Here is a 12833-nt window from a genome sequence, read left to right as displayed (position 1 = left end):
CGGCTAGGCTCCCAGGTTTTTGAGGATATCCTCGGCGATTTTCTCGGACCCAAGCAATCCGCGTGATAGTGACCAGTCACGTCTTTCTACTGTAAATACTTTCTTGTTGGCAACGGCATCGATTTGCTTCCACAGCGGGTTGGTTTCCCATTGATTAACGATCGTTTCTTTCTCAGACGGCAGTAGGAACATGGCTTGCGGATTGGCTTCAACAAGCTGCTCTAGGGTAAGCTGCGGATTAGCTGCTGTGTTTTTCACCGGATCTGTAAATCCAAGCAGCATCAGGAAGGAGCCGCCAAAGGAGTGGTCCGAATGCGCATAGAAGCCCTTGGAATTCGTAACGGCTGGCAGTACACGCAGATTGGTGTTGGTCAGCTTCTTTTTCACAGCGTCGATTTTCGTTTGGTGCTCAGCAAGGCGTTTCTTGCCTTCTTCTTCCTTACCAAGCGCTTTTGCGATGATTGCATAGTTTTTGAGCATTTGATTATAGTCTGCCTGCGAATCGTCCAGAACGAGCAAAGGAGCGATCGCCTTTAATTGAGGAATTGCGTTTTTGTGCTTATTCAGATCTGCGATAATCAGGTCTGGCTGCAGCGAGCTGATCAATTCGATATTCGGCTCGTAGCGGGAACCGACCGATGTATAGTTTTTCAATTGGCTTTTGACGCTATCCATGAACAGGTCTGGGCTGGAATCGTCAGCAACCCCAATGGGTAAGGTCCCTAAAGTAACCAGTGCATCCGTGAAGCTGAAATCCATTGTGACGATTTTTACAGGTTTTTTGGCAAGCTCGACGGTACCTTGTGCATCCTGAACGGTGATCTTACCATCTGTACCTGCTGCTGCTGGTGTTGTTGTAGATGCTGCCGGTGTCGAGCTGGATTGTGGAGCTGTCCCGGATGGAGTCGTAGTGGAAGTTCCGCAAGCGGCAAGGCTTAATGCTGTAAATAAGCTCACCAGTGCAATACTGAGTGGGCGTTTCATCCAAAGATTCATCTGTATATCCCCCTGAAAATGATTATTATTATCATTTGGATTATAGCCGATTCTTTTTGAAAGTAACATATCTAATCATTAGATCGGGCATGTCTAATCTTTAGATGTTCGATTCGTATTTGTGGGAGCATGGTTTTGCTGAAAGAGGGAGGGGGAAGCTCCGGTTATCTTTTTGAATACCCTGCTAAAATGAAAATAATCGACGTAACCTACTTTTTGTGCAATTTCTTTGGCTAGCAGTTCGGTTTGCTGGAATAGGAGCTTGGCTTTTTCAATACGCAGATTGTTGATATACGTCATTAAGGTTTCACCGGTATGTTTTTTGAACAGCACGGTGTAATGGCCTTCACTCATACCAGCGCGACGCGACAGCATAGGCAGTGTCAGCTTTAACATGTAATGTTCATTGATATAAGAAATGGTCTCCTCAATTGAATTCACAGAAGACTTGAATTCCTCTCGCATCCGCGATTCGTACAAATAAATGAACAGGATTCGCTCCAGCATCAACCGTTTTCGAAACTGCTGCGCTGCCTCTTCGTCTGGGGAATGCGTATCGATCTCATGCATGGTGCGCAGCAATTCTTCAATCATATAGTGGATTTTAATTTCACTCATCGTATGGAGCGGCCCATAGAGAGTCCAGGTGCTAGTCTCCGGCTGCACGTGGTAGGTGATAACTACGTATTCGGCTTCTTTGGTTTTGGGAACCTGAATGTAGTAAGGACTATGGTCTGGATGACATGCAAAGCCTTGAGTACAAACGACAGGCTCCTGATCTTTGGCAGAGATGAGAAGATGCCCGCGTTGGACAATGATTAACTGGTGGCTTTGACCAGGGGTGATAACGGTTTGGGAGCTGTGACTTGGAGTGATCGCGTCGAGCGTGGGAATGAGCTGTACGAGCTGTTGGAAGTACATGGCGGCCTGGCCTTCTTTGCATGTTGATGGATAAGCAAAATATAAGCATTTGGTGGCTTCAGTAGGAATGGTGGAAAATCCGGACAACTGGCTGAGTGACGGATTCCGTGATGCTTTGCCCGAAGAAAAAGGCAGCGAAGCTGTGGACAACGCTGCCACCTCGATGGACCTCTCTTCCTTATATGCTTGCTGCATAGGATGGAGGATGAGGGGGGGACCGACGCGGGAGAGCAACGGAGCACCTGTTAAGCGTGATCTCCGGCTTTCACGAGCTCTGCCAAATATTGATAAGAACGCAAACGGGCCTCATGCTCATAGATTTGCGCACTTACAATGATTTCGTCGGCTCCTGTATCCTGCAGGACCTGCTGGAGCTTCTTGTGAACCGTTGCTTTATTGCCCGTAATCGTATAGCTCAGCTGCTTGCGGATATGGGCTTCTTCCTGAGGATTCCACAGTGCATCCATGCTGTCAACAGGCGGATTAAGCGGGCCGGTACGACCACGAATGAGGTTAAGGAATTGCTGCTCCTGAGAGGTTGCCAGCTTGCGGGCTTCTTCGTCGGTATCGGCAGCAATAATGTTCAGGCCGATCATCGCATAAGGCTTGTCCAGCGACTCCGAAGGACGGAAGCTGCTGCGATATAGATCCAATGCGGGCAGCAAATAATCGGGAGCAAAATGGCTTGCAAAGGCAAAGGGCAGACCCAGATGTCCGGCGAGCTGCGCACTGAAGCCGCTTGAGCCTAACAGCCAGATCGGGATGCTAAGTCCCTCACCTGGAATGGCCCTTACCCCAACGGGCCGGGCCTCCGGCGTATTGTCCAGATAAGCACGAAGCTCGCTAAGCAGCTCGGGGAAATCATTGCCGTCACTGCCCAGGCCGCGACGCAGCGCTCGTGCAGCGGGCTGGTCCGAGCCTGGCGCTCTGCCGAGTCCAAGATCAATGCGACCGGGATACATGGATTCCAGCGTGCCGAACTGCTCGGCAATGACTAATGGAGCATGATTAGGCAGCATGATGCCGCCCGACCCGACGCGTATCTTTTGGGTGCCTGAAGCAACATAACCAATAACAAGCGAAGTTGCAGAGCTGGCAATCCCCGGCATATTGTGATGCTCAGCGAGCCAGTAGCGATGATAACCCCACTGCTCGGCATGACGCGCGAGATCCAGGGTGTTTCTAAAGGAATCTGCGGCTGTGCCGCCCACAACAATAGGGGCCAGATCCAGCACGGAAATCGGAATATCTCTAGTAAGCATCGTATAGTTGCCCCCTGTCTGTTACCTCGATATAAAAAGCTGCTGCGACAATCCGAACACCTTGTCACAGGCTACTACTAAACGCAGTATCTCTATGTATTATATAAAAAATGCATCGAATAAAACAGAGCACCCTCAAACAAGGGACACGAAGCCTGATTTATTGCAGAAATTCAAGGTCCCATCCTGTATGTTGAACAGTAATTCCCCTCCAAGGCTTTACATATTATTCATATCCCGTTGACACTCCCCTAATAAACGACTCTTATAATCAATTTGAGCACAAATGAACATAATGAGCAATATTATGCGCGATTTGATTGGATTTGCATGTGCATATGCATATGTGTGATTTCGGTATATACAATCCAATGCAAAGAAAAGAAACAGGATGAGGTAGTGAAGTGAATTATGGTAGATCTATTAGCGAAAATCAAGAAAGCGGCAGCAGGCTGTGAGGCAAGTGCAAGACAAGCCATAGATCTGGATCTGATCCAAATTGAATCGGGTGCGATCCAGGAAGTGGCTTCTTATTTGGTCGGCAAGTCTTATCGACAAGTCAGTATTGTGGCGGATTCCATTACTTATCAGGTGGCGGGGGCTCAATTAGAGGCAATGCTAACAAGTGCTGATTTGTGCGTACATACCACAATGATTAAGCCAAATGCTCAAGGTGATGTCATTGCTGACGAGCCTGCTCTTATTCAGCACATCATCGATATACAGCGTTATACAGCCGATGTAGTGATTGCGGTGGGTGGAGGAACGATTCACGATATTGCCAGATATTCCGCCTACAGCACGAGGATTCCTTTTGTCTCTGTACCTACAGCTCCTTCTGTAGACGGTTTTAATTCCAAGGGAGCCCCTATTCTGATTAGGGGAGATAAGCAGACGATTGCGGCGGTTGGACCGGATGCGATATTTGCCGATCTGGACATTTTGGTTAAGGCTCCCAAAGCGATGATAGCAGCGGGGTTTGCAGATATGCTGGGCAAATATACGTCCCTGTTTGACTGGAAATTCGGTTCGATTGTAGGCGCAGAGCCTTACCTTCAGGCAGCTGCGGATATAACCCGGACGGCACTACTGCAATGTGTGAATCAGATCGACTTGATCGCGCTCAGGCAGAAGGAGGGCATTCGCACACTAACCGGAGCGCTGATCGAATCCGGTCTTGCGATGCTGCTGCTCGGTCATTCCCATCCAGCTTCGGGTGCGGAGCATCATCTTTCTCACTATTGGGAGATGGCGTATATCCGGCTTGGTAAAAGACAGCTGCTGCATGGGGCGAAGGTGGGCGTGGCCTGTGTCCAGATATCCAGACTGTATCATCAGATCGCTAGTGAGGGCAGTGAGGTATGGAAGAGCGCAGCTGAGAAGGAGTCGTGGGGGCCGGGAGCAAGGATTGCCGAGCATTGGGAAGAGCTGTGCCTTGAAATCGCGAATATCCCTGACCCTGCAACATTGAGTGTACTCTTGGAGAAAATTGGCGGACCGACTTCGATACAGGAGCTGGGTGTAAGCGAAGAACTGCTGGAAAGCAGTCTGCGGGAGGCGCACCAGGTTAGGCTTAATCGATTTACGCTGTTAAGAGCTTACAACGAAAGGCTGAATTACTAGCACTGACAAGGGATTCAGGCTAATTTTCGTCATAAAATGTTGCTCGTGGAACAAAAATTCGACATGCATTGCAGTTCAATCGGACTTCAATCGATTTACGTATTCTTCATATCGGCTTAACACCCGCTTGATGCTTCATGATTACAATACAATTGAACATGAATGAACAAAACGAATGTTTATATTGCAGTAATGAACAGAGTTGATCAAGGGGGAATTGACGAATGCTGGCGGCAGAGAGAAAGCTGCGTATTGTGGAATATGTGAGGCAGTATCGGACAGCGACCATTACTGTGCTTGCCAATGAGTTTAACGTGCATGAGGCTACGATCCGCCGGGATCTAACGGAAATTGAGCAGGAGGGCATACTGAAGCGGACTCACGGCGGTGTCATCATTGAGCAGTGGACTCACGATGAGCCATCCTTTAACGAAAGAACGCACCAGCGTGTGGATCAAAAGGAAAGAATCGGTCAGATGGCAGCAAGCCTGGTGGAAGACGGGGAGAACATTATTATCGACTCCGGCACCACGACACTGCACATTGCCAAAAATCTCGTTCACCGCTCCCATATAACAGTCGTCACGAACGATATGAACGTTGCTGCCGAGCTGCGAGATGCCCCGCGAATTAAAGTGATTTTAACCGGAGGAGAGCTGTATCCTTCCAGTTATATGCTAAATGGCATGTTCACGGATCATGTACTGGGGTCGCTGCATGTGGAGAAGGCATTCATCGGAACGCCTGCGCTGCACCCGCAGCACGGACTTATGCATCCGGAAGCCCAACTGGTCACGGCGAAGCAGGGGATGATCAAGTCGGCCAGGGAAATCGTAGTCGTGACCGACGACAGCAAGATCGGCAAGCTATCGCTCCATACCGTAGCCCCGAACTCGGCCATTCACACCTTGATTACAGGTAAAGAGGTGAGTGATTACGATATCAAGCCTTTTCAGGACTGGGGTATGACGGTGTACAGGGTATAAATGTAAATGCATAGGGAAAGGGGGATTGCTTATGGCTTCCATTGAGTTCAGACAAGTTACCAAAACATTTGAGAAACATACGGTCATCAAGGATCTCGATCTGACGATCGAAGACGGCAAATTCACGGTACTGGTCGGTCCGTCCGGCTGTGGGAAAACGACCTTGCTGCGCATGATCGCTGGCATCGATCCACAAACGTCAGGTCAGGTGCTCATTAACGGAAAAGATGTAACGAGCATTGCGCCTGGCAAAAGAGGGGTTGCGATGGTGTTTCAGAACTATGCCATCTACCCGACGATGTCGGTGCGGGAAAATATTGAGTTCGGTTTGAAAAATAACAAGGTTCCCAAAGCAGAGCGTACCCGTCTGGTGGAGACCATCAGCGCTACGGTTGGACTGTATGAGTATCTGGATCGTAAACCGTCCACCTTGTCAGGTGGTCAGCGCCAGCGTGTTGCATTGGCCCGTGCTATGGTCAAGCAGCCTTCGGTGTTTCTGATGGATGAGCCTTTATCCAATCTGGATGCAAAGCTCAGAGTACAGATGCGGATTGAGTTGATCGAGCTGCACAAAAAGCTCGGTACGACGTTCGTCTACGTCACTCATGATCAGGTGGAGGCGATGTCAATGGCGGATACAATCGTCTTGATGAATAAGGGTCAAATTCAGCAGGAGGCTCCGCCGGATGTGATGTATCGTCAGCCCAACAATTTGTTTGCCGCACAATTTATCGGAGTTCCTCCGATGAACGTAGCCGATTTGGGAGTGGGCGGGGTGAAGTATGGATTCCGTCCGGAGAGTGCCATTTTGTCGGACAAGCCTGCTGAGCACCACCTATCGCTGCGTGGTGTGGTTGTGACGAGAGAAATGCTGGGATCGGAAACGATTTATCAGGTTAGATCAGGACCGGATGCTTTTATGGTGAAATGCACAGAGGATCTGTTTGCCGTCGACCAGGAGGTTTACCTCGGTGTACCGGAAGCGAAGCTGGATTTCTTCGGGGCCGACAATAACCGGATTGGCAAGGATCACAAACAATGGGATGACTATATGCGGAAGCTGCGAGGATTTTCCCATGGTTAAAAAAACAGTTTGGGAAACGGTGCGTCCCTATCTGATGATCGCCCCTGCAATGCTCGGGATATTGACCTTTGTCATCTACCCGATTGCGTATCTGATCTACTTAAGCTTTTATAAATACAATCTGATGAATAAATCGAAAAGCAAATTTATCGGCTTGGAAAATTTTGAGCAAATTTTTACCCGGGGTGACTTTTACAAGGCTTTGGGGAACACAGTGACTTATACCGTTGGCGTTGTCGTGCTCACCCTGGTCATTTCGCTGCTGATGGCGATTTGGTTGAACAAAAAAATTCGCTTCAATGCGATTGTGCAGGCAGGCATTTTTACCCCGCATATCGTATCGATTGTGTCGGTATCGCTCGTGTGGCTGTGGTTGATGGAACCGAATCAGGGCTTGCTCAATTTTGCTCTGAGAGCGATGGGACTGCCCACTTCCCAGTGGCTGCAAAGCTCGGATACGGCATTATTATCGGTCATCATCGTATCTGTATGGCAGAGCGTCGGCTACTACACGCTTATTATTGTGGCTGCACTACAAAGTATACCGCCTACGATATACGAAGCGGCAGCACTTGATAATGCAAGCAGATTTAAGGTGTTTACCAAAATTACACTGCCCATGATATCACCGCAGCTGTTTTTCATCTTGATTATCATGACCATCGGCTCGTTTAAGGTGTTTGATACGGTCAAAATCATGACGGGCGGAGGCCCTAATAATGCAACCAATACACTTGTTTACTATATCTATGGTTTTCGAACCACGAGTATCGGTTACTCGGCTGCTACCGGAGTCGTGCTGCTCATTATTATTAGCCTGCTGACATTCGTCTACTTCCGGCTGCTGTCCAAAAAGGTGCATTATCAATAGGTGATCCAAACGACGGAAAGAAAGGGGGTTCGTACATACATGACATTTGAATCCAGGCACATCTGGTCGGTATTAAGCAATTTATTAAAAGTGCTGCTTCTCATCATCTTTGTTTTTCCGTTTTTTTGGATGATTTCCACGTCGCTGCAGACCATTCAGGAAACCTTGACGTTTCCTCCGACTTTAATCCCGGCATCGCCCCAATGGAATAATTTTGCGACTGCTATGCGTTCCGGTCCGTTCTTGACCTATGCCCAAAATTCGATAGTTGTCACGCTGTCCATCATCGTGTTGCAGTTTGCTGTGATGATTCCGGCTGCTTACGCTTTTGCCAAATACCATTTTGCAGGGAAAAAAATCTTGTTTGGCATGGTACTGCTGGCTTTTATGATTCCCGGTCAAATCACCTTTATCCCTGTCTACCTGATGCTCGCTGATTGGGGATTGATCAAAACCTTATGGCCGCAAATTATTCCTTTTATGTCTAACGCCTTCGGCATCTTCCTATTACGCCAATATTTCATGCAAATTCCTGAAGAAATTATTGAAGCAGCCAAGCTGGATAACGCCAGTGAGTTCAAAATTATTTGGAAAATCATGACGCCCATGTCCATGCCGGCATTGGCAACGATCGCTTTATTCAGCTTTGTCAGTCATTGGAATGATTACTTTTGGCCACTCGTGATGACAGATTCGAACCCGGTTCGTCCGCTGACGCTCGGAATCGCCATGCTTAGAGAAACGGAAGGTATCAGCAACTGGCATATTATTATGGCTGGTAATGTGGCTCTGGTCGTTCCAATTTTGCTCGTGTATGTGATTTGCTCGAAGCAAATTGTAAAAGCATTTGTTTATTCAGGGATTAAATGATCGTTTAATAGCTTTCGAATAAGGTTCATCAATATGCACGCAGAAACGGGAGGAAGATGAAAATGAGTAAAAATGTATCTATGATTATGGCATCAACGATGCTGCTTGGTGTACTTGCAGGTTGTAGTCAAGCACCTCAAGCCAATGACGGCGGAGCAACTGGAGCTACTCCAGCACCAACAGCAGCACCGGCGGCAGCGCCAACAAAGGCCGGCAAGACGACGATTCAGTATTGGCATTCCATGGGTGGGAAAAACGGTGAATATACGGATGCAATGATTAAACGCTTCAATGATTCTCATCCGGATATTGAGGTTGTAGGTACCTTCCAGGGCGGCTACGATGAAGTGGTTACGAAGCTTCAGCAGGCAGCAGCAGCGAATACGGCGCCTGATGTCAGTATGCTGGAACGTTCTTTTGTACAGCTGTTTGCAGATGCAGACGTGCTGGAGGATCTCACACCTTATATGAAGAAATCGAATTTAAGCACAGATGAATTTGTTCAAGGACTGATGGGCCACTCTATTTTTAATAAAAAATTAGTCACCTTGCCTTTGAACCGTTCCACACCGATTCTTCATGTTAACAAAACGATGCTGGATGAGCTGGGACTCAAGGTACCTACAACCTGGGAAGAAATGAAAACCGTCGCCAATGCGCTGGTTATTAAAGAAAACGGTGCTTATAAACGTCAGGGCTTATCCATGCCTTTTGATGATTGGTATATCATTGCGATGATGACTCAGTCCAAAGGTAAATTCTTTAATGATGAAGGCACCTCGGTCGGGTTTTACGACAACGGCGTAGGGCTTAAAGTGTTCAGTTACCTGAAGGACCTTCAGAACACAGGAGCATTGTTCTACCCGCCGACACAGGATTCGGGAAATATTGCAAATCAAATGTTTGTGGATGGAAAAATCGGCATGCTGCTTCAATCGACAGGAAGTATCGGGGGTATGGCGCAAAATGCGAAGTTTGAGTATGTAACCTCCTTCCTGCCCAAAAATGATGTGTACGCCACACCAACTGGAGGAGCGAACGTTACCATGCTGGCCTCCTCCAAAAACAAAGCAGCTGCGTGGGAGTTTATGTACTGGTTGATGACGGACCCTAAAGGCGCACAACAGTTCGTAATCGACACAGGTTATCTGCCTTTCACGAAGAAAATGGTAGAGTCCAAAGAAATTAAAGAGCTGTATGCAAAAGAACCGAATCGTAAGGTCGCTTATGATCAGCTTCAATACGCTATTGACACGAATAAGCACTTGGCATGGACGCCAATTGTACAGGAGTTTCGTTCTGCTATGCAAGCAATCATGTATGACAACAAGGATATTCAGACGACACTGACTACATTCAAAAATTCAGCTGAAAAACTTATGAAAAAGTAGGTTTGTTGGGTAACGGAGCTGGTTGCTTTATATTGACAGAAATATTTTCGGGTGATAATCTAAATAAACATAAATGAGCATAAACAAACAAAATATGAATGATTAATCTCAAGCTCGTCTATCTAATTTAGAGAGGTGTTTAACATCACTATGTCCGTTACGAACAAGAAAGCAGCCGCACAGCGGGTCCATTGGCAGGCTCATCAAAGCACGGCAGCGGAATTTCCAGAGAATACGATGGCGGCGATGGAGTATGCGTGGGAGCTTGGCGGCATTCCGGAGATTGATATCCGGCAAACTGCTGATGGCATCATCATCGGTATGCACGATGAAACACCGCGCCGTACAACAACGGCTTCAGAAGCAGATCGTTACCGGCTCATATCGGAATGTACATTTGAGCAAACGCAAGCCTGGGATGCGGGTGTCCGATTCAGCGATAAATATCGGGGAGAAAAGGTGCCTTCGCTTGAGCAGGTACTAGCTGTCTTGGCGCTTCATTCTGATCGGGAGCTGTATCTGGATTACAAGCAGGTTGATCTGGATAAGCTGGCGGCGCTGATTGAACGCTGTGGTGTTGCGCGGCAAATCATATTTTGTCATCGGGACCATGATAACTGCAGAATCATGAAGCGGCTTGTCCCCGGTATTCGTACGATGTTATGGATATCGGGCGGATCGAATCCCGAAGCAGAGGTTGCGCGCAAGTTCGCAGCAGCTGCCGATAGCGGCTTTGACGCTCTGGATATTGTGCAAATTCATCTGGTTGATGCGGATAACTCAGGAGAAACCACGAATCGACCGTGGGCATACAAGGTACAGCGCGAGTATTTGCAGATGGCTCTGGAGCAGCTCGCTGATAAGGGATTGGAGCTTGAGGTGCTGCCGTTTCATTTCAGTCAGGATTCCTTATTTGCCTTGCTGGATATCGGGATCCGGAGATTTGCAGTAGATGAGCCAAGGGTTTTTGTCCAGACGCTTGAACGGTACAGCTTTGCCTGACCCAACATAACATCACAAACATCGCAATCATCATACTCATCGTTAACAAACAAGAGGGAGGGTGCTTAACGCCCCTCCCTCTTGTTTGTTAACTGCTGCTATTCCCTAAACGACAACTAGAAGCTCATATAAGGATCAAACCATGATTACGTTAACACCGCTATCGCGGAATTCTTTGATATCATATTCCTGGACTTCTTTCCCTGTGATCAAGCTGTGTATAGAGCTGTTAGGGGCCACGGAATGAAGGGAAAGCTTACCGATTTTACTATCGTCAGCTACGACAATAATTTCTTGAGCGGCCTGAATCATCCCCTGCTTAGCCGTCACCAGCTGAGCCTCCGGGTGCATCAAGCCGTGCTTGGGATGTATTGCCGGTATACCCATAAATGCTTTTTCAACATGCAGTGATCTCAGGACGTGATCTGTAAACATGCCATTTAGCATATAACTGGAAGGGTAGAGCTCGCCACCCGTTACAATAACTTTAATACCGGATGCATCCTTCAATTCAGCGGCAATGTTCATATCATTTGTTACTACGGTAATGTTGGAGCGGTGAACCAGGTTTTTGGCGATATGCAAGGTGGTCGTCCCGGAATCGATGATGATGTGTTCCCCATCCTCGACCATGCTGGCCGCCATTTTACCAATTCGCATTTTTTGTTCCAAACGTTGATTCGATCTTTCTATGAAGGGTGGCTCATCATGTGTCCATTGTTCTACAATAACGCCACCATGGGTCCTCTTCAGTAAACCCTCCTGTTCAATCTCCCCGAGATCCCGCCGAATGGTAGCCTCATGAACACCAAATTCACGGGCCAAGGCTGCAACCGTAGCGACCCGACTTTGTCTTACATATTCTACGATCCTCAGTTTTCTTTCAGCAGCTAGCAAGGATATCCCCCATTTTGACGAATGCTTCGCACATTCCCGTTATATCTTTGTTCATATATAAACTCCATTTCAAACATGGATACGAGTAGCGGCTGCTCTCGGGCTTCGGCCTGCTGCGACAAGCCCTTTACTTTTAGCTTTATAAGAACGTATGAATTTTTTCGAGTACTTCATCTATGATTTCTTGCGAGACTCTATCTTTTATTTCAATATTTCTAGCTCTCCAATCCAAGCTTTTAACTTGATCGGACAATATAACACCTTTTATTTCTAATCCAGCGGGTAGTCTAACTTCAAAGGGATACCCTTTCTCTTGGCTCGTTATTGGGCAGACTGCAGCAAAACCGGTCACAAGATTAAATGCCTGAGGTGATAAAACAATTCCAGGTCTTCTCCCAGCCTGTTCGTGGCCCGATTGCGGATTGAAGTCGAGGTAGACAAGGTCACCCCGCTCTGGAATTACAGGATTCACCACGTTTCATTCCCCTTTGGTTTACCAAAATCGATTTCATGATGTCGATTCTCAGGTGTAACCCCAGCCAGAAGATCTTCAAGCTTCAGTTTTTGGCGTGTTGGTCTTATAATAAGTTCCTTATCAAGTAAAAACAGTTCAACTTCAGATCCTTCAGTAATATTTAACTGTTCTGCAAAAGGACCGGGAATTCGTATACCTAAACTATTTCCCCATTTTTGAACCTTCATATTCATCGTCCTCTTTTCATTAGCTTACTCTATTATAACACCTTTCTGCTCGGCTGTGTATACATAGTATATCCGATATGGAAAGGACATACACTCAAACAGCACATCATACCTGGCCAGATCATAATAACATTCAGGCCCTTTATACCAACAAAAAGTGCTGCGTCACCGAGAATGGGTGACTTGTTCTAGCTGCTGATATATAATTTGAGGCAAGCACTTGCGTTG

The 12833-nt window shown here is 47.3% G+C and carries 13 protein-coding genes; 7 read left to right on the top strand and 6 right to left on the bottom strand.

The window, feature by feature from the left end:
- Positions 1–3 precede the first annotated feature (3 nt).
- The 3 genes from LRL21_RS10020 to LRL21_RS10010 form a co-directional block, all read right to left on the bottom strand.
- Positions 4–996 (bottom strand): ABC transporter substrate-binding protein, encoded by a 993-nt coding sequence (locus LRL21_RS10020; RefSeq protein ID WP_240415638.1) that lies wholly within the window; start codon positions 994–996, stop codon positions 4–6.
- Positions 997–1089: 93 nt separating this feature from the next.
- Positions 1090–2112, bottom strand: a complete 1023-nt coding sequence (locus LRL21_RS10015) for a helix-turn-helix transcriptional regulator (RefSeq protein ID WP_240415637.1) — start codon at positions 2110–2112, stop codon at positions 1090–1092.
- A gap of 50 nt (positions 2113–2162) precedes the next feature.
- Positions 2163–3179, bottom strand: coding sequence for an LLM class flavin-dependent oxidoreductase (locus LRL21_RS10010; protein ID WP_240415636.1), 1017 nt, complete (start codon positions 3177–3179; stop codon positions 2163–2165).
- 411 nt (positions 3180–3590) lie between these two features.
- On the opposite strand from LRL21_RS10010, the gene LRL21_RS10005 reads away from it, so the two are divergent.
- From LRL21_RS10005 to LRL21_RS09975, 7 genes are all read left to right on the top strand, one after another.
- Positions 3591–4802: a sn-glycerol-1-phosphate dehydrogenase gene (locus LRL21_RS10005; RefSeq protein ID WP_240415635.1), complete on the top strand. Its 1212-nt coding sequence runs from the start codon at positions 3591–3593 to the stop codon at positions 4800–4802.
- A gap of 224 nt (positions 4803–5026) precedes the next feature.
- Positions 5027–5788 carry a DeoR/GlpR family DNA-binding transcription regulator gene (locus LRL21_RS10000; protein WP_240415634.1) on the top strand — a complete coding sequence of 254 codons (762 nt, stop codon included), beginning with the start codon at positions 5027–5029 and terminating at the stop codon, positions 5786–5788.
- A gap of 31 nt (positions 5789–5819) precedes the next feature.
- Positions 5820–6872 carry an ABC transporter ATP-binding protein gene (locus LRL21_RS09995; RefSeq protein WP_240415633.1) on the top strand — a complete coding sequence of 351 codons (1053 nt, stop codon included), beginning with the start codon at positions 5820–5822 and terminating at the stop codon, positions 6870–6872.
- On the top strand, positions 6865–7743 hold the full coding sequence (locus LRL21_RS09990; protein WP_240415632.1) for a carbohydrate ABC transporter permease: 879 nt from the start codon (positions 6865–6867) through the stop codon (positions 7741–7743). The genes LRL21_RS09995 and LRL21_RS09990 overlap by 8 nt, the downstream gene beginning before the upstream one ends.
- A 39-nt stretch (positions 7744–7782) precedes the next feature.
- On the top strand, positions 7783–8613 hold the full coding sequence (locus LRL21_RS09985) for a carbohydrate ABC transporter permease (RefSeq protein ID WP_240415631.1): 831 nt from the start codon (positions 7783–7785) through the stop codon (positions 8611–8613).
- A gap of 62 nt (positions 8614–8675) precedes the next feature.
- Positions 8676–10004, top strand: coding sequence for an ABC transporter substrate-binding protein (locus LRL21_RS09980; RefSeq protein ID WP_240415630.1), 1329 nt, complete (start codon positions 8676–8678; stop codon positions 10002–10004).
- 150 nt (positions 10005–10154) lie between these two features.
- Complete coding sequence (locus LRL21_RS09975) at positions 10155–11006, top strand: glycerophosphodiester phosphodiesterase (RefSeq protein ID WP_240415629.1); 852 nt, start codon at positions 10155–10157, stop codon at positions 11004–11006.
- Between the two features lie 135 nt (positions 11007–11141).
- Here LRL21_RS09975 and LRL21_RS09970 read toward each other — a convergent pair whose 3' ends face one another.
- The 3 genes from LRL21_RS09970 to LRL21_RS09960 form a co-directional block, all read right to left on the bottom strand.
- Positions 11142–11903, bottom strand: a complete 762-nt coding sequence (locus LRL21_RS09970; protein WP_240415628.1) for a DeoR/GlpR family DNA-binding transcription regulator — start codon at positions 11901–11903, stop codon at positions 11142–11144.
- Positions 11904–12042: 139 nt separating this feature from the next.
- Entirely contained in the window at positions 12043–12378 is a 336-nt protein-coding gene (mazF, locus tag LRL21_RS09965; protein WP_240415627.1) for an endoribonuclease MazF, read from the bottom strand.
- Entirely contained in the window at positions 12372–12611 is a 240-nt protein-coding gene (locus LRL21_RS09960; RefSeq protein ID WP_240415626.1) for an AbrB/MazE/SpoVT family DNA-binding domain-containing protein, read from the bottom strand. The genes mazF and LRL21_RS09960 overlap by 7 nt, the downstream gene beginning before the upstream one ends.
- Positions 12612–12833 lie beyond the last annotated feature (222 nt).

The organism is Paenibacillus periandrae, assembly GCF_022458865.1.
GTDB classification, from domain to species: Bacteria; Bacillota; Bacilli; order Paenibacillales; family NBRC-103111; genus Paenibacillus_S; species Paenibacillus_S periandrae.
Note: the sequence above shows the minus strand (reverse complement) of the source record. Positions and strands in the feature narration are given on the sequence as shown.